The organism is Algoriphagus sp. CAU 1675 (assembly GCF_029222925.1).
Classification (GTDB): Bacteria; Bacteroidota; Bacteroidia; order Cytophagales; family Cyclobacteriaceae; genus Algoriphagus.
This window is the reverse complement of record NZ_JARHUI010000001.1, coordinates 23,903-44,417: the sequence shown is the minus strand read 5'-3', so window position 1 is coordinate 44,417 and position 20,515 is coordinate 23,903. Positions and strand designations below refer to the sequence as shown.

Below are 20,515 nucleotides of genomic sequence, written 5' to 3'. Positions count from 1 at the left end.
GGGGAAGGGTTTTAATTGATAGGTGAGAAGGAATATTCTTGATGTCCTGCTTTGCGCCTTCTGCGTCTTTGCGGTAGAAAAAAGTTTCAATCCTGTAATTGAACTGTACATATCCCGATTAATGGGACCGAGCAATTTTTTCAGATTTAGGGTCCTATTCCACAGAAACCATAAATTTACCCGGTTAGAATTTTTACCGCCAAGCCGGCAAGGTTGCAGAGAAGTTCGCGAAGGGGAATGGTTTTAATGGATAGGTGAGAAGGAATATTCTTAGCGTCCTGCTTTGCGCCTTCTGCGTCTTTGCGGTAGAAAAAAGTTTCAATCCTGTAAATAGAACTGTACATATCCCGATTAATGGGACCGAGCAATTTTTTCAGATTTAGGGTCCTATTCCACAGAAACCATAAATTTACCCGGTTAGAATTTTTACCGCCAAGCCGGCAAGTTCGCAGAGAAGTTCGCAAAGGGGAATGGTTTTAATTTTTTAAGCATTATTTTAAATTATTATCCTAAACTTTTAAATTTTTTTCAAATGACAGAAAATGAAATTTCTTCAATTATTATAGGTTCAGCCATAGAAGTCCACAAAGAATTGGGGCCTGGCCTTTTGGAGAGCAGCTATGAGGTTTGCTTAGCCTATGAATTAAGATCCCGTGGTTTAGAGGTTGAGACCCAGGTTGGCTTACCCGTTGTTTTTAAGGAAGTAAAGTTAGAGGCTGGATATCGCATTGACATATTAGTCGAGAAGAAAGTAATAATTGAAGTGAAAGCCGTTGATGAATTTTCCCCTATTCATTTGGCGCAAATTCTCACTTATTTAAAGCTTTCAAACCTAAAGCTTGGTTTGCTTCTAAATTTCAATGTTTCCAGAATGGCTGAGGGCTTAAAAAGGGTAGTAAATAGTCTTTAGGAAAAACCATTCCTTGCGTCCTGCTTTGCGCCTACTGCGTCTTTCCGGTAAGAAAATTGAAAACTACCCGTCTTAAAAAATCCTAAAAACCCGCTTGGATCAAGGCATTGCCACTTCAAAGAATTAAGATTGCGCTTGGGACAAATTGTTCTATTTTTGAGGTCTTAGCGTTAAAAAATCATTTCCATGCATCAGGAAAAAATAACAGCAGTAGTAGAGGAAGTACGTAAGGTCGTAGTCGGACAGGAAAAGATGGTCAATCGCTTGCTGATCGGACTGTTTACCAATGGTCACATCCTATTGGAAGGGGTGCCTGGTCTGGCCAAGACCTTGACAGTAAACACACTCGCTAAAGTTTTACATTTGGACTTTAACCGAATCCAATTTACTCCGGATCTTTTGCCTTCAGATCTGATCGGTACTATGATTTACAATCAACAAACCGCAAGCTTTGAGGTAAAGAAGGGGCCAATTTTTGCAAATTTGATTCTGGCGGATGAAGTGAACCGCTCTCCTGCCAAGGTTCAGTCGGCTTTGTTGGAGGCCATGCAGGAAAAGCAGGTGACTATCGGTGAAACTACCTTTCCTCTCGATCGGCCCTTCTTGGTATTGGCGACACAAAACCCGGTGGATCAGGAAGGAACCTATCCTTTGCCTGAAGCCCAAGTGGACCGATTCATGATGAAAGTCCATATCGATTATCCAAGTAAGTCCGATGAAATGGAGGTAATGAGGCGTATGGCCAATATGTCCTTCAGCTCTGAAGTGAATGCCATCCTTTCCAAAAAGGACATATTTGAGATCCGCGATCAGATCAACGCTGTAAATATTGCCGAGCCATTGGAGCAATATATTATTGAATTGGTTTTTGCAACACGCTTCCCTGATCAATATGGATTGAAAAATGAGGCCAAGTACATCCAGTTTGGAGTTTCACCTCGAGCTAGTATCAATTTGAACTTAGCCTCCAAGGCAGTAGCCTACATGGATGGAAGGGATTACGTGTTGCCTGAGGATATCAAAGAGATTGCGGAAGACGTACTGAATCACCGAATTATCCTTAATTATGAGGCAGAGGCGGATGGAATCAATACCAGGGACCTTGTAAAAATATTATTGGAAAAAGTGCCGATTAATAAGTCGGTAACATTGAAATAACATAAAATCGATGAATAGCAGGCTTTCCGTGGGGAAAGCCTTTTTTTTTGTTTAATCTGTTAATTCAGTATTAAATTCTGTATTCATTTTTAAAAAAAGCATAATTCAAAAAATTCTCTTGGGGTTATGATTTGATGCACTTTTGTACTGTCAAAAGTGCAAAACCTATTAATCAATCATAATTCCATGAAAAATTTAAAGACTATTGGCTTGATGTTTTTAGCAATCACGCTGATTTTCACTTCTTGTATTGAAGGTAATGAAAAACCGGATTTGGGAAATGATACAGGGTCTGACAATGTTCAGGTTATCTCGTCCAACATTACCTCAAGTACTACTTGGGAAACTGGTAAAACCTACATTCTGGCTGGAAGAATTGCCGTTACTGCCGGAAGCACCCTTACTATTCAACCTGGTGTGGTTGTAAAAGGTGAAGTAGGTACAGGTTCTAATGCTTCTGCTTTGATCATCGCTAGAGGAGCTAAAATCAACGCCGTTGGTACTGCTACCTCTCCAATCATTTTCACCACTTATGCGGATGAAATCGAGCCGGGACAAATTGCTTCTCCAAACTTGGAGCCTGAGCTTTCCGGTCTGTGGGGTGGTCTAATCATCCTTGGTAAAGCGAAAGGTTCTTTTGCTGGGGATGTTACTGAGATTCAAATCGAAGGTATTCCTGCATCTGACATCAACGGTCTTTACGGTGGAACTGATGATACCGACAATTCCGGTGTATTGAAATATGTATCAATCCGTCACGGTGGTGCAAACATCGGTGAAGGTAACGAAATCAACGGTCTTACTTTGGGAGCTGTAGGTTCAGGAACTGTAATCGAAAACGTAGAAGTAATCGGTAACCAGGATGACGGTATCGAATTCTTCGGTGGAACTGTAAACGTGAAAAACGCAATCGTATGGAATGCTGGTGACGACGGTTTGGATACAGACCAAGCTTTCGCTGGTACTGTGGACAACTTTATCGTGATCACCGGTCCAGAAACTGACCATGCTTTGGAAATCGACGGTCCTGAAGGATCTTATATCGGAGCTCATACCTTAAAGAATGGTACTGTAAAAGGTAACAATGTTGCTGAATTAGGCGACTTCAGAGATGGTGCTAGAGGTACTTTCGAAAATATCTACTTCTTCGGATTTGCTGATCCAGCAACCACTGACGGTAGAGGTGACCTTTCAATCAGCGGTGACAAGACGATCGCAACACTTGCTGACGGTTCCTTGAAGTTTATCAACCTTGAAGCAACGCTTGCAGAAGGTGTGGCACTATCCACAGTATTCAAAGCTGGAACTGATGCCTCTGCGACTGCGGTAGCTGCAGGTGCAAATACAGTAGGTGCAGATGTTTCTGCCTTTGCAAGCTGGACTTGGGCTGCCACTGCTGGACAACTATCCGCATTCTAACAATACAATACTAGCTAAATAGGAAGAAAAGACTTGCAAGGTTCTTTTCTTCCTGTTTACTCAAAATTGAAATCAAATTGCTGTATGAAAAATAAATCATCCAACTCGTTCTTTAGAAGGACGTTGATTCTTATTCTGATTGTCATTGCCCAATTGGCGGCAGGTTTTGCATTTGCGCAAAAAGGAACAATCAGAGGTGCTATCTACGAAGAAGGTACAGGAGAGCCCTTATTTGGTGTCTCTGTATTTGTAAAAGAAACTTCAACTGGAGCTATTACTGATTTCGATGGAAAATTCGAAATCCAGGTAGATCCGGGAACTTATTCTCTTCAGATTTCTTACATGTCTTATGCCACTGTGGAATTGACAGAGGTGGAAGTAAAATCAGGAGACGTTACTGTAATTAATGACATTATGATGGCGGAGGAAGCTTCAGAACTGGAGACTGTTACCATTTCTGCTTCTGCTATCCGTACCACAGAATCAGCTTTGATGTCTGTCAAAAGAAATGCTGCCAACCTGATGGACGGTATTTCTGCAAGTACCTTCAGACAAATCGGTGACGGTGATGCTGCATCCGCAGTGAAGCGTGTAACCGGGGTGTCAATCGAAGGGGGCAAGTATGTTTATGTGCGTGGATTGGGAGACCGATATACTAAAACAGTATTGAACGGTGTGGATATTCCTGGTTTGGATCCGGATAGAAACACCATTCAAATGGACATTTTCCCAACCAACGTGATCGATAACATCATCGTATCCAAGTCTTTCACTGCTGAGCTTCCTGCTGACTTTACAGGTGGTGTCGTAGATATCGAGACTAAGGATTTCCCTGAGGAAAAAACTGCTAGAATCAGCGTGTCTGGAGGTGTTAATCCTTCCATGCACTTCAATAGCAATTACCTGACTTATGATGGTGGAAAAACCGACTTCTTAGGTTTTGATGATGGAACAAGAGAAATTCCTACTGCCAACAGAACTGACATCCCTCAATACGGTGATGCCGTAGGTAATCCAAACGGAACCAGAGGACAGGAGTATCAGAATATCTTGGGTAGTTTCAACAAAACGCTCGGAGGATACAGAACCAATAGCTTCATGGATTACGGCTTGAGCTTCTCTTTGGGTAACCAACTTTCCAGAAGCAAAGCTACTTGGGGTTACAACTTGGCCCTGACTTACAAGAATGAAACTGAGTTTTACCAGGATGCAGAATTCAACCTATATGCAAAGCCTAGAGATGCCAATGAAACTGAATTGGAATCTTTGGAAAAGCAAAAAGGTGATTATGGAGTAAATAATGTATTGTTAGGAGGTTTGGCTGGAATCGCTCTTAAGACCGATAACTCCAAGTACAAACTGAACTTGATGCACCTTCAGAACGGTGAAACCAAAGCAGGTGAGTTTGACTTTGTCAACACCAACTTGGGGGCCAATTTTGAAGCGAAGCAATACAACCTTGAATACAGCCAAAGAGGCTTGAGCAGCATCTTGTTGGCGGGTACACACTACTTCAACGGAAGAAACTGGGAGATCAACTGGAAGTTGGCTCCAACCCGATCCACCATCCAGGATCCAGATATCAGATTTACCCGATTCAGAGTTCCTACAAATACGATTTCTACAGAGGTTGGTCTTCCAACCAGAATCTGGAGAAATTTGGAGGAAAACAGTATCGTTGGAAAGGCTGATGTGACTCGATCATTGAACCTGTTCCAGAGAGAAGGAAAGCTTAAGTTCGGTACCAACTATGTGTTCAAATACCGTGACTTTAATATCCAGAGCTTCCAGTTTGCTACCGGAAGTACTGAATTGACCGGAGATCCAAACCAGATCTTGCAGGATGAAAACCTCTTCTCTGCTACCAACAGAAATGGAGTGAGATACAATGCGGATTTTATTCCAATCAATCCAAACCAGTACGAATCCATCATCACCAATGTGGCTGGTTACTCTTCAGTAGAGATGAATCCAGCTTCCAACTTGAAGGCCATCTTGGGTCTTAGAGTAGAAAAGTACAATCAGTACTACACCGGAACCAACCAGACTGGTACCATCAACTTTGACTTGGTAGAAATGCTGGATGATTTGGATTTCTTCCCTACTGTGAACTTGATTTTCAATCTGAAGGAAAACCAGAACCTAAGAGCATCCGCATCCAGAACCATAGCAAGACCTTCTTTCAAGGAGCTTTCTTATGCTGAGATCCTGGACCCAATTACCGGTAGAACCTTTATCGGTGGTATGTACCGCGAGACAACCAACGGTGGCTCAGAAGTACTTTGGGACGGTAACTTGACTTCTACAAGAATCAACAACTTCGACCTGAGATGGGAAGCTTTCCAGGAAAGAGGCCAGATGTTCTCCGTAAGTGCATTCTACAAGACCTTTGACAAGCCAATCGAAATGGTGCAGTTCCTTTCTGACCCTGGAGCTTTCCAGCCAAGAAACGTAGGAAACGGTACTGTGGCAGGTTTGGAATTTGAATTCAGAAAGTCTTTGAAATTCCTTTCTCCATCTCTGGAGAATTTCAACTGGAATACCAACGTGACCTTGACCAAATCTCAAATCAAAATGTCTGAATCAGAATACAGATCCAGATCTTTGACTGCTAGAGAAGGACAGGTTATTGGGGATACCCGTGATATGGCTGGACAGGCTCCTTACATCATCAACACAGGTTTGGGTTACCAAAATTACAACACCGGTTGGGAAGCAGGGATCTTCTACAATGTGCAGGGATCTACCCTCAACTATGTTGGTTTCGGTAACAGAACTGATACGTATACAGTACCTTTCCACAGTGTAAACTTGAACATCAACAAGACCTTCGGTGCAGATGAGAGAGTTCAGGCTGGTTTTGGAATTCAGAACTTGCTAAATGACAAGAAGGAACAAGTGTTCAGATCTTATGGTGCACAGGATCAGTTGTTTACAAGCCTTGCTCCAGGTACTAAAATGACCTTCCGATTTGCCTATTCTTTCTAAAAGATAGAAAAGTAAATAATGAAAAGGCCCCCAATTTGGGGGCCTTTTTTGTTTTTTCGGGTTTTCTAATTCCCTTTTATGCATATCGGCTTTATTGCCGGTTTCTAGGTAAGAGAGAGTGGAGACAAGCTAAAAATCCAAATCGGGCCTAATTTGGTTTTCATTCATCTACTTGTTTTCTTACCGCAAAGGCGCAAAAAGCGCAAAGTATGGCGCAAAGAAAATGGCTTTTTTGTTCCCTATAGGTTAGATATCACTCTTTTTCGGTTCTAGGCCGTTTTGGAAACATAAAGTTCAAGTATGCTTGAAAAATCAGAAAAACCTTTCCTTGGGGACTTCTTTGTGTCCTTGGCGGGATTACAGATAATCAAATTCCCTAATTTTTGTAAGATACTAATGGGAGCATTGGAAGTTGATTTATTTCAATTTTGCCTCCCTAAGCTCTTGAATTATTTTATCCTTTAACTGGATCAATCTCTCCTTATCCTGCAATTGCCCTTCCATAGATTCAACCAGCTTCTTGAGGGTCTCTATTAGTTCCAAATTTTGTTGATTGATTCTTTTCGAAGGCAGAACTTCCCGGGGTTCTTCCACCGTATTTCCATCTAAAGAATTTTCATCTCTAAGCATGCCTCCTTTTCCTGTTAGCAACCAAACTGGGTTGACTTCTGGATACTTTTCTATGAATCTTGAAATCCATTTCGTTTGGACATCCTTGTCATTCCCCACTGCTTTGGAAAGGGTTCCATTACTTGAGCCAATTGTAGCCTCTATTGTTCGCATACTGGTTTTAGTACGAAAAGCATATTCCCCAATTCTTGTGACAATTTCCGACATTGTAGAAAAATAGTTATTTAATGTTTCAAAATATCTACAAAATAATTTATATTTATATCAATAACAGTAATATAAGCATCAAAAGAGAAGCAATATTGATTTTGCACCAAATCCTATAGAGCTTTTTATTTAGCTGTTCCGAATTGCTCCAGTTTTGGTAGATTCCAAAGATGGACTTTCCCTCTCTTAATTCGGAAATCACGTTTTCACAAATTTCAAATCAAGGTAGCCAAAAGGAAGGGCTTAGAATTAGCCCATAATCGGGTACTGCTATTTTGAAGGATATAGTTGTCAAATTCAATAGAAGCTTAGGATGCTAATCATCTTTAAATTTAATGTTATGGAAGACTACCTGAGTACGATGGAAAGTAATTTTGCCTGTACGAAACTAGAAGATTGTGAAAAGGGCTTGTATCATTTTTTCTGCGATTTTTGCACTTTAAAAATCTGGAGAGAGGAGTTGTCAATAATTTTTGAGAATGTCCTCAAAAGTTCCCCGGAGTTCGGGAGGTTGAGTGCCAATAGCCACTTATATTTTGGTGGGCATTTTATCCAACTAATCTATCTGGCCGAATACCTCAGCAAGAATTTAAATGAGCCATCAATTACGAGCTCGGACTGGAGGAATTTTATTTTGAAAAAGGATTTGTCGAGTGGCTCAGGTTTGAAGGATTGGGTTATGCTACTTCCAAAAAATTTGGATGAGGCCGACATTGAGAACCCATTCCGGTATCTAAAAGGATTTTTTGATCAGGACAGCTGTATAGGTTGGGTAAAGCGTTGGAATAGGATAGTTTATGAATCCATTTCTTCGGATACCCTTTTGGATGATAGCCAAGGGGCATATTTTTTCCAGGAATACAGGAATTTTCTGGGTTTATTAGAAGCTAGTTATTTGATTTATGTAAGGGGGTTTTCTCAAAATAGACCCACAGATTATTGTGTGAATTCGTATTATTAAGAGCTAGATTAGATTGTTCTTTTGATCTTCTATTTCAATTTTTTGACAAAAATTGACCGAAATATTTCATTTATTACCTAAAAAACATCTAAAATACCCTATATAAGGTATTTTAATTTGGGATTATTGGAGATATTTTGAAATTCCTTTTTGATCTAGAAAAAGACAACCCTGGCTGAAAATTTCAACCAGGGCTCTCTTAAATGTTTTCACAACGGAATAATCCTTATTGTGAATTGCTTCAAAATGGTAGCACTAATATAGATTTTAAACTTTCAACTTTTCAAAAAATATGAAAAAGATTTTGGGATTGGATTTGGGGACCAATTCAATAGGCTGGGCTCTTATTGAAAATGACTTTGAAAAAAAGGATGGTAATATTTTAGGAATGGGCTCTAGAATTATACCTATGGGTCAAGATGTGCTGGGGGATTTTGATAAAGGAAATTCAGTCTCCCAAACCGCCGAAAGAACGAGGCTGAGAAGTGTAAGGAGACTGAGAGAACGTCATCTTTTGAGAAGAGAGCGCCTACATCGAGTTCTTAATGTCCTTGGTTTTTTACCGAAGCACTACGCGGATCAGATCGATTTTCAGGAAAGATTAGGGAAGTTTTTGGAAGAATCTGAGCCTAAGATTGCGTACAATAATGGAGATTTCCTTTTCAAGTCTTCGTTCTTGGAAATGCTTGAGGAATTCAAAATATATCAACCAAGTTTTGTTGACGGTGATAAAAAAGTCCCATACGATTGGACGATTTATTTTTTGCGAAGGAAGGCGTTAACTGAGAGAATCGAAAAAGAGGAGTTGGCATGGATAATTCTAAACTTCAATCAAAAGCGAGGGTATTATCAGCTTAGAGGGGAGAATGAAGAGGAAAAGCCAAATAAGCTCGAAGAATTTTACTCACTAAAAGTAGTGGATATCAAAGTGGATGAGGCTCCAAATAAAAAGGGGGATACATGGTATTCATTAAGGCTCGAAAATGGCTGGATTTACAGGAGATCTAGCAAAGTTCCTTTGGATGATTGGTTAGGAAAAACAAGGGATTTTATCGTCACTACAGATGTTGATGATCAAGGAAATCCTAAACTAGACAAAGAGGGAAATCCAAAAAGAAGTTTTCGGGCACCAAATGAGGATGATTGGGGATTGAGAAAAAAAAAGACCGAAAAGGAGATTCTAGACTCCTCCAAAACTGTTGGGCAATTCATTTTTGAAAACCTTTTAGCAGATCCGACTCAAAAAATTAAGGGAAAGCTAGTTAGGACCATTGAGCGTAAATTTTATAAAGATGAACTGAAGCAAATTCTAGCTTCGCAAAAAAGGTTTCATCCAGAACTCAATGATGCTGATTTGATGGTGGAATGCATCAGAGAATTATACAAACACAATCATTCACACCAGAATTTTCTTGAAAGTAAAGAATTAGCTCATTTAATAATTAATGATATAATTTTTTATCAAAGACCATTACGAAGCCAAAAATCCACCGTAGCAAACTGTCCTTTGGAGTTCAAAACCTATGAAAAGGATGGAGTACAAAAGATTATTCCCTTCAAGGTGGCTCCCAAGTCTCATCCTTTGTTTCAAGAATTTAGATTGTTACAGTGGGTCTCCAATCTTCGGATTATCCGAAAAGAGGATGATTCGGATGTAACCATGGAATTTATGGGTACTCTAGAAAAGACTAAAAGGCTTTTGGATTATTTGATGACCCAAGCCGAGATCGATTACGGCAAATTAATGACCTTCTTTTTGACCCTTGAGGGATATAAAGGGAAAGACCTTAAGTCTGAAGTTGCCAAGTTTAGATGGAATTATGTCTTTGATTCCGAAACGGGTGATTCTAAAACGTACCCTTCAAATAGTACAAGAGCAGAATTTCTGAAAAGATTAGGAAGGCTTGAAGAGTTTGATTTTGCCAAGTACACTGAAGAGTTTGAAGAATCACTTTGGCATATTGTTTATTCAGTTACAGACAAGTTAGAATTTGAAAAAGCGCTCAGAAAGTTTGCTCGCAAAAACGGAATAGAGGTCAACTCATTTGTGGAGAATTTCAAGAAGTTCCCTCCTTACAAGAGTGAATATGCCTCTTATTCACTTAAAGCCATAAAAAAGCTGCTAGCATTGATGCGATTCGGTGAAAATTGGAGAGAGGAGTTAATTGATAGTTATTCCAAACTAAGGATTGAAAAAATCCTTACGGGGGAATTTGATCCGGATATTAAAGACAAGGTCCGTGAGATTTCCAGAGAGTTTAATGAGCTCGAGGACTTCCAAGGTTTGCCAGTTTGGTTTGCCAATTATGTAGTTTATGGTCGCCATTCGGAAGCCTCAGAGTTAATCAAATGGAATTCTAGTGCTGAAATGACAGATTTCATTCAGGAATTCAAGCAGCATTCGCTCAGAAATCCCATTGTTGAGCAGGTGGTTCTGGAAACCTTGAGAGTGGTAAAGGATATTTGGGATAAGTATGGACATGGACAAAAAGACTTTTTTGATGAAATCCATGTAGAATTAGGCAGGGAAATGAAAAATCCAGCTGGGCAACGTGCCAGACTGACCAATCAGATATCCGAAAATGAAAACACTAACTTTAGGATAAAGTCTCTTTTGGCGGAGCTGCTTCATGATCCTAATGTGGAAAATGTTAGGCCCTATTCCCCCATGCAGCAAGAAATCCTTAAAATTTATGAAGAGGGAGTTTTAAAATCGAATGTGGAGGTGCCTGATGATATTCTCAAAATCAGTAGGACAGCCCAGCCTTCTAAATCTGATTTGCAGCGATATAAACTTTGGTTAGAACAAAGGTACCGGTCACCATATACAGGCAAAATTATTCCGTTGAATAGGCTGTTTACCCCTGCTTATGAGATAGAGCATGTCATTCCGCAATCCAGGTATTTTGATGATAGCCTAAGTAATAAAGTAATTTGTGAGTCGGCAGTCAATAAATTGAAAGACAATAGATTGGGAATGGAGTTTATTAAAAGCTTCCATGGACAAAGAGTTGTCTTGGGATTTGGGGAAGAGGTGGAGATTTTTTCGGAAAGTGCCTACAAGGCATTTATCCAAGAAAATTACGCCAAGAATCCAACTAAGAAAAGAAAACTTTTGATGGATGAATTGCCCGAGCAGATGGTCGAAAGACAAATGAATGATACCCGGTACATCAGTAAATTTATTACATCCATCTTGTCCTGTATTGTTAGGTCTGAGGAAAATGACACTGGATTTAATTCCAAAAACATTATTCCGGGAAATGGAAAAATTACGACTGCACTTAAGCAAGATTGGGGGCTCAATGATGTATGGAATGAGTTGATTTTGCCAAGGTTTGAACGGATGAATAAACTTACAGGGACCACAGCTTTTACGGCTTGGAATGAGAATCACCAAAAATTCCTGCCAACAGTTCCTTTGGAATATGCAAAAGGCTTTCAGAAAAAAAGAATTGATCACAGGCACCATGCCTTGGATGCATTAGTAATTGCTTGTGCAACGAGAGATCATGTGAATTATTTAAATAATGAACACGCGCTTGGTAAGAAGTACAAAGGAAAAGAAGAAAAACAGTCGAGAAGATTTGATCTAAGACAAAAACTTTGTTTCAAGAAAAAGAACGGTAACTCCCAAGAGCATTTTGAATGGGTTTTCTCCAAACCATGGGACTCCTTCACTCTTGAAGCAAAGGAAAATCTGGAGCGAATTGTGGTCAGCTTCAAGCAAAATCTTAGAGTTATTAATAAGGCGAGCAATAAATACCTTAGCTATAAAGATGAAGAGGGGAAGCTAAGGCTTGATAGCCAGGGAAATCCAATAAAGTCATTGACTAGGCAGACAAAAGGAGATTCCTGGGCTATAAGAAAGCCCATTCACAAGGATACTGTTTCAGGTCTTGTCAAATTGAGAGGTGTAAAATCAATAAGTCTAAGTTTGGCCTTGGATAATCCTGTTAACATTTTGGATAAAGGTCTAAAGAAAAAGATTGCTGAACTGACCAAGTTGAATTACGATAAAAAGCTCTTGCTAAAATATTTCAAAGACAGGAATAACAGTTTTGAAGGCAGAGATATATCCAAGCTTGATGTTTACTTTTTCCAGGAGGGTTTGGCAGCGTCTAGGGTGAATTTGGACACTTCTTTTAACGAAAAGAAAATACACTCGATAACTGATACAGGAATTAAAAAAATCCTTTTAAAGCATTTGGCTGAATACGAAGGTATAAAAGACGAAAAAGGCAAAATCATTCCAGCTGAAACCTTGGCTTTTACTCCCGAAGGGATCGAGGATATGAATAAAAACATCCAGATTCTTAATGATGGAAAATTCCATAAGCCGATCTATAAGGTTCGCACCTTTGAACCCAAGGGCAATAAGTTTCAGGTTGGCTTCAGGGGAAATAAAGACTCTAAATATGTAGAAGCGGCCAAAGGGACTAATTTGTTCTTTGCAATTTATGTAAACGAGGAAGGTAAGAGGAGTTATGAAACCATTCCTTTTAATGTGGTAATGGAAAGGCTAAAACAAGGGGAAGGACCAGTACCTTCAGTTAATGAAATAGGGGATAAATTGCTTTTTCACCTTTCTCCGAATGAATTGGTTTATGTACCTGAACCCGATGAGAATTTAAATAGCATAGAACTCAAAAAACTATCTAAAGATCAAGTTGATAGGATTTATAAAATGGTAAGTTCTTCTGGCTCACAATGTTTTTTTGTGAAACATGATGTATCAACTCCTATTGTGAATAAGGTTGAATTCTCTGCATTAAATAAGGCAGAGAGAGCTATTGATAATACTATGATTAAGGATAGATGTCAAAAAGTTGATATAGATCGAATCGGAAGAGTTATTTAGTAGAATTAAGAATGGAACTAGGCCAGTCCTATCATATCTACAACCACGCAAACGGGACGGAGAATATTTTCCGGGATGAGGAAAACTATCGGTTTTTCCTAAAGCAGTATGCCAAGTATCTGGCAGAAGTGGTGGATACTTATGCCTATTGTTTAATGCCGAATCATTTTCATCTGATGGTGGGTGTGAAGGCTGATTTAGACCTGGCAGGTTTTCAAAACCTGCCAGGTCTTTCCACCACAAAACTCGCTCACGCTTCCAATAACCCCGTAATCAAGGCTTTCAGTGATTTCTTCAACTCTTACACCAAAGCAATCAACAAGCGATTTGAAAGAAAGGGAAGTTTGTTTGTGAAGCATTTCAAAAGAACTCCAATTCTGGACGAAAAGCACTGGCAGGAAACCTTTTTGTATATCCATTTGAATCCAGTTAAGCATGGATTTGTAAACCGGACAGAAGAATGGAAGTGGTCGAGTTGGCACGGATATCAGCAACCGGATAAACCGTCAAATCTTGAAAGGAATTTCTACCTTAATTTCTTTGACGGGTCAAGGCATGTTCGGGAGTTGATGGAGAAAAAGAAAGAGTGGCTTTTGAATAAAGAGTACGAGTGAAATGATTCAGACCTGGCAGGTTTTTGGAAACCTGCTAGGTCTTTTAGTTTTATCCTTATCGTCAATCAAATGATCAAACGTACCCTATTCTTCGGAAATCCTGCCTACCTCAGTACCAAAAATGAGCAGCTTTTTATATCTTTTCCCGAAGCCGATAAACCTGACCGCACCGTTCCCATCGAAGACTTGGGAATGATTGTATTGGAGAACCAACAGGTCACTATTACCCATGGATTAATAGCCAAACTTACGGAGAAAAAAGTCAGTATCGTGACCTGCAACAGTCAGCATTTGCCTGAAGGTTTGCTTTTACCTATGCATGGCCACTCTGAACAAACTGAACGCATACGATATCAAATACAGGCTTCACAACCGCTAAAAAAGAACCTTTGGCAACAAACTGTATCTGCTAAAATACAAAACCAAGCAGCTCATCTCAAAGAAAGAGGAAAGGACTCTGCCCGGATCCACTATTTAGCAAAAAATGTAGCCTCTGGGGACACAGGAAACCATGAGGCTCAGGCAGCCGCTATTTATTGGCAAAGCCTTTTTGATATTCCGGATTTTAATCGACACCAAGCTGGAATTCCACCCAATAACCTCCTCAATTATGGGTATGCGATTCTCAGAGCTGTAATTGCGCGTGCTTTGGTGTCTTCTGGAATGTTTCCAGGACTTGGAATCTGGCATAGAAATAAATACAATGCCTATTGCCTTGCTGATGATATTATGGAGCCTTATCGACCCTATGTGGACCTGGTAGTCTGTCATTTGGTAGATACGGAGGATGATATTACAGATCTATCCACCAATATGAAAAGGGAGTTGTTAAGTATCCCGGCCTTGGATGTGCGAATAGATGGCCAAAAAAGCCCCTTGATGGTAGCGGCCAGTCGTACCACGAATTCACTATTTGAATGCTTTGCCGGCATCAGCCGAAAAATCATTTACCCCGAATATGGAGGATAAATACTATTCCAGATTTAACCAATATAGAAGCTTGTGGGTCTTAGTTTTTTTTGATTTGCCGACCGAAACCAGAAAGGAGCGAAAAGTCGCTACCAAGTTTCGAAAGAACCTTTTGGATAATGGATTTGCCATGTTTCAGTTTTCGATTTATATGCGATTTTGTGCCAGTCGGGAAAATGCTGATGTGCATACCAAAAGGGTGAAAAATATGCTTCCCGAGAAAGGGAAAATCGGGATTATGCAGGTTACTGATAAGCAATTTGGAATGATGGAAATTTTTTACGGAAAAAAAGAAATGGAAAAAGAATCTCCAGCTCAACAGTTGGAGTTGTTTTAACGGGCAGTTCAGACCTGGCAGGTTTTCAAAACCTGCCAGGTCTGTTTTCACCCAAAGCTCATCTTCCGTATTTTTTCATTTCTGATTTTAGATGTAAAAAACAGCATACCAGCCACTTAGCGTGGGGTATGCTGTGATTCCTACAGGAAAGTACCATTTTGAAAGCAATTCACAACGCATTTGTTTAAGTTTGTGAATTTCAGTTTGCTGTGATTCCTACAGGAAAGTACCATTTTGAAAGCAATTCACAACTACAAATAGAGGCTTGTAATCATTCAGAATGCTGTGATTCCTACAGGAAAGTACCATTTTGAAAGCAATTCACAACATTAAACGCTAGAAAGTGCATAGTTCCAAAGCTGTGATTCCTACAGGAAAGTACCATTTTGAAAGCAATTCACAACATGCACTTAACAGGGCTAAAAAAGGCTAAAGCTGTGATTCCTACAGGAAAGTACCATTTTGAAAGCAATTCACAACTCTACCTTTGAAATAACATAAACATAAACGCTGTGATTCCTACAGGAAAGTACCATTTTGAAAGCAATTCACAACGATGCTGTGTAAGATGTTGGAGGAGGATAAGCTGTGATTCCTACAGGAAAGTACCATTTTGAAAGCAATTCACAACCTCCGGTGGGATGACTGCCGGAGCACCGGGCTGTGATTCCTACAGGAAAGTACCATTTTGAAAGCAATTCACAACTGGGAGGAACAGCTGAACAGCTTTGAGACTGCTGTGATTCCTACAGGAAAGTACCATTTTGAAAGCAATTCACAACAACAGTGAGGAGGCACTGACGAGCAAAAAGGCTGTGATTCCTACAGGAAAGTACCATTTTGAAAGCAATTCACAACCGGGATTATCCATCAGCAGACTGGTAGAGCGCTGTGATTCCTACAGGAAAGTACCATTTTGAAAGCAATTCACAACTTATAATTTTGAAAAGGTAGCTTCGGTATTGCTGTGATTCCTACAGGAAAGTACCATTTTGAAAGCAATTCACAACCATTGCCTCTTGCTTGTTGGAATATTCGATGCTGTGATTCCTACAGGAAAGTACCATTTTGAAAGCAATTCACAACAACATATAACATCCAAAACACCATGTCCGAGCTGTGATTCCTACAGGAAAGTACCATTTTGAAAGCAATTCACAACACAGGGCCGATCACCATCAATGGAGCTTCTGCTGTGATTCCTACAGGAAAGTACCATTTTGAAAGCAATTCACAACAGATCGCTGCTTTATTGTTCATCCCGGCGAGCTGTGATTCCTACAGGAAAGTACCATTTTGAAAGCAATTCACAACTTAGCATCAACACGCTCCGATTTCTTAAGAGCTGTGATTCCTACAGGAAAGTACCATTTTGAAAGCAATTCACAACAGAAAAAGGCAAACGCTAAAAACGAAAGCCGCTGTGATTCCTACAGGAAAGTACCATTTTGAAAGCAATTCACAACTAATGTTTCATCAGTAGCATCGGAAGTCTTGCTGTGATTCCTACAGGAAAGTACCATTTTGAAAGCAATTCACAACTAAAATGACAGAAGATGCAAAAAAAGTATGCTGTGATTCCTACAGGAAAGTACCATTTTGAAAGCAATTCACAACTGCCTTTTGATTGAAAAAATAACACAAACAGCTGTGATTCCTACAGGAAAGTACCATTTTGAAAGCAATTCACAACAGGTATCAAATACTTAGCAAATGAAGTTCCGCTGTGATTCCTACAGGAAAGTACCATTTTGAAAGCAATTCACAACCCTTTTATATTTAATGAAAACTCTTTCCAGCTGTGATTCCTACAGGAAAGTACCATTTTGAAAGCAATTCACAACAACATATAACATCCAAAACACCATGTCCGAGCTGTGATTCCTACAGGAAAGTACCATTTTGAAAGCAATTCACAACATTTCGAGTGCTACCATAATACTGCGCTTAGCTGTGATTCCTACAGGAAAGTACCATTTTGAAAGCAATTCACAACTAATTTATTATTGTTTTATGCCTCTATTTGGCTGTGATTCCTACAGGAAAGTACCATTTTGAAAGCAATTCACAACCAATTCAATAGTGAGATCCGCTTCTTTGACGCTGTGATTCCTACAGGAAAGTACCATTTTGAAAGCAATTCACAACAGAATGGAGGATAACGAATTATCAATTGAGCTGTGATTCCTACAGGAAAGTACCATTTTGAAAGCAATTCACAACTTTGGATGGGATGACAGAGAAGAAAGATTTGCTGTGATTCCTACAGGAAAGTACCATTTTGAAAGCAATTCACAACTTATTAGGTCATATTCATGAAAATTGGTGTGCTGTGATTCCTACAGGAAAGTACCATTTTGAAAGCAATTCACAACGTAAATGCTCCCCGTTCAATAATATCCCCGTGCTGTGATTCCTACAGGAAAGTACCATTTTGAAAGCAATTCACAACTGGATTACTTCAATATTGTCAAAATGACTAGCTGTGATTCCTACAGGAAAGTACCATTTTGAAAGCAATTCACAACGTCATACGGTGTGTTTGTTGGATTGAATTGCTGTGATTCCTACAGGAAAGTACCATTTTGAAAGCAATTCACAACTATTTGAGCCACTGTAAATACTTTCTTTTCGCTGTGATTCCTACAGGAAAGTACCATTTTGAAAGCAATTCACAACCCTGTCTCTTTTCCGTCATATCCACAAAGTGCTGTGATTCCTACAGGAAAGTACCATTTTGAAAGCAATTCACAACGCCATTGGACACCTCCTTTCCAATTACTAAGCTGTGATTCCTACAGGAAAGTACCATTTTGAAAGCAATTCACAACGGATATAGTCAAGTATTGGATTTATTCAGCAAAATCTTCTCGTGGATTTAAGACAAACTTTGATTTTACCAATCCTTAACCAATTATAAAACATTGGAACTGCATATTTTAGACAATTCTATATAGCTTATAATATGATCTAATTTTTGTTTTAGTAAATTTTTAAATTAAATAGTTCATGCTTTTCTTGAATGTTATTCGTATCTTCTTGGTAATCAAACAACAAGGCGATGGCAAGAGTGACAAATTCAATTCTGGAAGGAATGAGAGGTAAAATCGGAGATATTGTGATCTACAAGATCGGAGGCAAGACCTATTCCCGAAGAGCCCCTTCCAAACAAAGTAAAAACACGAAGAAAAAAACCTCTGAACTCAAAAGGCTTTCTCAATCTGTAAATACCCAGACGCATGCATTTCTTAAAAATTATACCCATCTCCTCAGATTTGGATATCAGGAATTAGCAGATGGAGGCTCAAGACCCTACCATGCGGCGGTTTCTCATACCTCAAAAAACTCCTTTGTTTTTCAAAACGGCAAAAAGGTTTTGGATCTGAGTCTGGTAAAGCTGAGTAAAGGTAGTCTCACAGGAGCCCAGAATGCCAAGGCGGAACGAAATCCCGAGGGAATTCTGTTTTCCTGGGAAAATAATTCCTGGATTGCCTCTGCGAAACCTTCGGATCAGGCTTTTGTGATCCTCATCAATCAGGATGGATCTTCTATTTGGGAGTTTTTTGGTAACTACAGGGAATTGGGGAGTTATTTGCTTCCAGTTTCAGAAACTGCCCTGGAAAATAGTTGGTTTGCTTTTTTGGCCTTTAGCCAGGAAAATCCCTGGACCAAAAAAAGAATTTTATCAGACTCTGTTTATTTGGGTGAGATTTAGGAATTCAGACAAGAGCATTTTGGGCTATTCTTCAAACTTGGATAAAAAAAATTCAAATAGCATTAGGTCAATCTTCGAATTATTTCCTCTTCATCTGGGAAATCCTTCAATAAGTCCTCTGCTTTGAACAGCTCAAAATCTGCAAAATCAAATCCGGGTGCTACTGTACAGGAAACCAAAGCATAAGAATTGGCATCTTCTAGCGTACTTCCAAATAGAATTCCGGCTTTGACCAATTGCTGAGGGAGGCATCCTTTCCCATCTACAGGACCCAATTTTAGGATTTCATGGCCTTTATCTCCCAGTAAATGAATCAGCAAAGAGCTTCCTTCATGCCAAAACCATAATTCATCGCTCTTTATCCTGTGGAAATGACTGACGTTTTCAGAGGTAAGGAGAAAGAAAATGCAGGTACTTAGATTTCGCTTTCCCGATGGGGTATCATGAAGTATTTCACTTCTATAGGTTTCCCTGTAATAACCTCCCTCAGGATGGGGCAATAAGTCAAGGGATCGGATTAGAAAGTCTATTCTGTTTTGGGTATCCATGGCTGTATCAAGCGTATTTCTCAATTAGTATATCTACAATTCGCTCTGAGGTTTTCCCGTCCCAAAGCGGGATGCCCTGATAGGATTTCCAATCCCCTTTCATGACTTTTTCCAGATAGGGTTTCAGCTTTTTTGGGTCGGTTCCGGCTAGCTCATTGGTGCCTAGGAGAATGGTCTCAGCCCGCTCCGTATTGTCTCGTAAAGTGATGCAGGGGACATTCATGACTGTTGCTTCTTCGGTGATCCCTCCCGAGTCTGTGATTACTGCCTTGGCATTTTTGACGAGGTAATTGAATTCCAAATAGCCTAAGGGTTCACACATCCGTAAATTGTCCGCCTGAATTCCTATGACTTGGAGGTTTTTGGCCGTGCGGGGGTGTACAGGAAATATAATAGGCAAACCTTGTACCCCTTCCAGGATGGCTGCGATCATCGCTTTCAGCTTTTGCTCCTGATCTACATTTGCCGGGCGGTGCATGGTCATGATGAAATAGCCCTGCGGTTCAAGATCTTCAAAAATTTCCCCTTCGGGCTTTTTGAATCTTGGCTTTTGAGCCAATAGGGTGTCGATCATGGTATTGCCCACAAAATGGATTCGTTCTTCGGAAATGCCGCTTTTCCGAAGGTTTTCATTGGCAAGTTCCGAGGTGGTGAAGAAATGGTCGGTTATGGAATCCGTCACCATTCTGTTGATTTCTTCCGGCATACTCAGGTCTCCCGAACGAATTCCCCCTTCCACATGGGCTACATCGATCTGAAGTTTTTTGGCGGTAATTGAGCAGGCCAGGGTGCTGGTGACATCGCCTACCACGATGACTAGATCGCTTGGATGTTCGAATAGCTCTTTTTCAAAAGCCACCATAATGGCGGCGGTTTGCTCGGCTTGGGTTCCTCCTCCGCCTCCTAAATTGGCATCGGGTTGCGGGATATTGAGTTGCTCAAAAAAATCCCCGGACATTTTTTTGTCATAGTGTTGCCCGGTGTGAACCAGTCGAAAACGCACATTCGTACCTTCCCTTTGCTTTTTTTGAAGCTGGTGGATTATAGGAGCGATTTTCATGAAATTGGGTCGGGCTCCGGCTACAATGGTAAAAAGACTCATTTCTCAAGTTGAATAATTGTCCTAAAAATAAGAATAACTCCTAGATCTCGAGATTGAAAGGAACTTTGATAGAGCACCTTTTAAGGGTTTTTTGTT

The 20,515-nt window shown here is 40.0% G+C and carries 14 protein-coding genes and 1 CRISPR repeat array; of the genes, 10 read left to right on the top strand and 4 right to left on the bottom strand.

Translation table 11 applies throughout. The features are described from left to right. Window positions 1-176: 176 nt before the first annotated feature. Window positions 177-344: a hypothetical protein gene (locus tag P2G54_RS00195; protein ID WP_275867032.1), complete on the bottom strand. Its 168-nt coding sequence runs from the start codon at window positions 342-344 to the stop codon at window positions 177-179. A 188-nt stretch (window positions 345-532) separates the two neighbouring features. Between P2G54_RS00195 and P2G54_RS00190 the strand changes: the two genes are divergently transcribed. The 4 genes from P2G54_RS00190 (at window position 533) to P2G54_RS00175 (ending at window position 6,475) form a co-directional block, all read left to right on the top strand. Next, a complete protein-coding gene (locus P2G54_RS00190) occupies window positions 533-910 on the top strand; it encodes a GxxExxY protein (RefSeq protein ID WP_275867030.1) in 378 nt (125 codons plus the stop codon). Window positions 911-1,096: 186 nt separating this feature from the next. Continuing rightward, window positions 1,097-2,068 carry an AAA family ATPase gene (locus tag P2G54_RS00185; protein ID WP_275867028.1) on the top strand — a complete coding sequence of 324 codons (972 nt, stop codon included), beginning with the start codon at window positions 1,097-1,099 and terminating at the stop codon, window positions 2,066-2,068. A 186-nt stretch (window positions 2,069-2,254) separates the two neighbouring features. Beyond that, a complete protein-coding gene (locus tag P2G54_RS00180) occupies window positions 2,255-3,487 on the top strand; it encodes a hypothetical protein (RefSeq protein WP_275867025.1) in 1,233 nt (410 codons plus the stop codon). 84 nt (window positions 3,488-3,571) lie between these two features. After that, window positions 3,572-6,475: a TonB-dependent receptor gene (locus tag P2G54_RS00175; RefSeq protein WP_275867023.1), complete on the top strand. Its 2,904-nt coding sequence runs from the start codon at window positions 3,572-3,574 to the stop codon at window positions 6,473-6,475. Window positions 6,476-6,892: 417 nt separating this feature from the next. On the opposite strand, the gene P2G54_RS00170 is transcribed toward P2G54_RS00175, so the two are convergent. Further along, the gene (locus P2G54_RS00170) at window positions 6,893-7,258 is read right to left on the bottom strand and encodes a hypothetical protein (protein WP_275867021.1); all 366 of its coding nucleotides are present in this window, start codon (window positions 7,256-7,258) and stop codon (window positions 6,893-6,895) included. A 394-nt stretch (window positions 7,259-7,652) separates the two neighbouring features. Here P2G54_RS00170 and P2G54_RS00165 point away from each other — a divergent pair, with 394 nt between their 5' ends. The 6 genes from P2G54_RS00165 (at window position 7,653) to P2G54_RS00140 (ending at window position 18,769) form a co-directional block, all read left to right on the top strand. Continuing rightward, the gene (locus P2G54_RS00165; protein WP_275867019.1) at window positions 7,653-8,273 is read left to right on the top strand and encodes a hypothetical protein; all 621 of its coding nucleotides are present in this window, start codon (window positions 7,653-7,655) and stop codon (window positions 8,271-8,273) included. Window positions 8,274-8,565: 292 nt separating this feature from the next. Continuing rightward, window positions 8,566-13,134 carry a type II CRISPR RNA-guided endonuclease Cas9 gene (cas9, locus tag P2G54_RS00160; protein ID WP_275867015.1) on the top strand — a complete coding sequence of 1,523 codons (4,569 nt, stop codon included), beginning with the start codon at window positions 8,566-8,568 and terminating at the stop codon, window positions 13,132-13,134. Window positions 13,135-13,145: 11 nt separating this feature from the next. Further along, on the top strand, window positions 13,146-13,748 hold the full coding sequence (locus P2G54_RS00155) for a transposase (protein ID WP_275867013.1): 603 nt from the start codon (window positions 13,146-13,148) through the stop codon (window positions 13,746-13,748). A 69-nt stretch (window positions 13,749-13,817) separates the two neighbouring features. Next, complete coding sequence (cas1, locus tag P2G54_RS00150; RefSeq protein WP_275867011.1) at window positions 13,818-14,717, top strand: type II CRISPR-associated endonuclease Cas1; 900 nt, start codon at window positions 13,818-13,820, stop codon at window positions 14,715-14,717. After that, a complete protein-coding gene (gene cas2, locus P2G54_RS00145) occupies window positions 14,707-15,054 on the top strand; it encodes a CRISPR-associated endonuclease Cas2 (RefSeq protein ID WP_275867010.1) in 348 nt (115 codons plus the stop codon). The genes cas1 and cas2 overlap by 11 nt, the downstream gene beginning before the upstream one ends. Before the next feature lie 130 nt (window positions 15,055-15,184). Then, window positions 15,185-16,671: a CRISPR direct-repeat array (repeat unit 46 nt; unit sequence GCTGTGATTCCTACAGGAAAGTACCATTTTGAAAGCAATTCACAAC). A 1,444-nt stretch (window positions 16,672-18,115) separates the two neighbouring features. Continuing rightward, window positions 18,116-18,769, top strand: coding sequence for a DUF6266 family protein (locus P2G54_RS00140; RefSeq protein WP_275867008.1), 654 nt, complete (start codon window positions 18,116-18,118; stop codon window positions 18,767-18,769). Window positions 18,770-18,831: 62 nt separating this feature from the next. Here P2G54_RS00140 and P2G54_RS00135 read toward each other — a convergent pair whose 3' ends face one another. Together P2G54_RS00135 and wecB are read right to left on the bottom strand one after the other, a co-directional pair. Further along, window positions 18,832-19,341, bottom strand: a complete 510-nt coding sequence (locus tag P2G54_RS00135) for a cupin domain-containing protein (protein ID WP_345795457.1) — start codon at window positions 19,339-19,341, stop codon at window positions 18,832-18,834. Continuing rightward, window positions 19,325-20,419: a UDP-N-acetylglucosamine 2-epimerase (non-hydrolyzing) gene (wecB, locus tag P2G54_RS00130; RefSeq protein WP_275867006.1), complete on the bottom strand. Its 1,095-nt coding sequence runs from the start codon at window positions 20,417-20,419 to the stop codon at window positions 19,325-19,327. The genes P2G54_RS00135 and wecB overlap by 17 nt, the downstream gene beginning before the upstream one ends. Window positions 20,420-20,515: the final 96 nt, after the last annotated feature.

What these genes read in the sequence shown, in the direction of transcription:
- P2G54_RS00195 (WP_275867032.1), bottom strand. Translation starts at nt 344, where the DNA reads ATGTACAGTTCTATTTACAGGATTGAAACTTTTTTCTACCGCAAAGAC.
- P2G54_RS00190 (WP_275867030.1), top strand. Translation starts at nt 533, where the DNA reads ATGACAGAAAATGAAATTTCTTCAATTATTATAGGTTCAGCCATAGAA.
- P2G54_RS00185 (WP_275867028.1), top strand. Translation starts at nt 1,097, where the DNA reads ATGCATCAGGAAAAAATAACAGCAGTAGTAGAGGAAGTACGTAAGGTC.
- P2G54_RS00180 (WP_275867025.1), top strand. Translation starts at nt 2,255, where the DNA reads ATGAAAAATTTAAAGACTATTGGCTTGATGTTTTTAGCAATCACGCTG.
- P2G54_RS00175 (WP_275867023.1), top strand. Translation starts at nt 3,572, where the DNA reads ATGAAAAATAAATCATCCAACTCGTTCTTTAGAAGGACGTTGATTCTT.
- P2G54_RS00170 (WP_275867021.1), bottom strand. Translation starts at nt 7,258, where the DNA reads ATGCGAACAATAGAGGCTACAATTGGCTCAAGTAATGGAACCCTTTCC.
- P2G54_RS00165 (WP_275867019.1), top strand. Translation starts at nt 7,653, where the DNA reads ATGGAAGACTACCTGAGTACGATGGAAAGTAATTTTGCCTGTACGAAA.
- cas9 (WP_275867015.1), top strand. Translation starts at nt 8,566, where the DNA reads ATGAAAAAGATTTTGGGATTGGATTTGGGGACCAATTCAATAGGCTGG.
- P2G54_RS00155 (WP_275867013.1), top strand. Translation starts at nt 13,146, where the DNA reads ATGGAACTAGGCCAGTCCTATCATATCTACAACCACGCAAACGGGACG.
- cas1 (WP_275867011.1), top strand. Translation starts at nt 13,818, where the DNA reads ATGATCAAACGTACCCTATTCTTCGGAAATCCTGCCTACCTCAGTACC.
- cas2 (WP_275867010.1), top strand. Translation starts at nt 14,707, where the DNA reads ATGGAGGATAAATACTATTCCAGATTTAACCAATATAGAAGCTTGTGG.
- P2G54_RS00140 (WP_275867008.1), top strand. Translation starts at nt 18,116, where the DNA reads ATGGCAAGAGTGACAAATTCAATTCTGGAAGGAATGAGAGGTAAAATC.
- wecB (WP_275867006.1), bottom strand. Translation starts at nt 20,419, where the DNA reads ATGAGTCTTTTTACCATTGTAGCCGGAGCCCGACCCAATTTCATGAAA.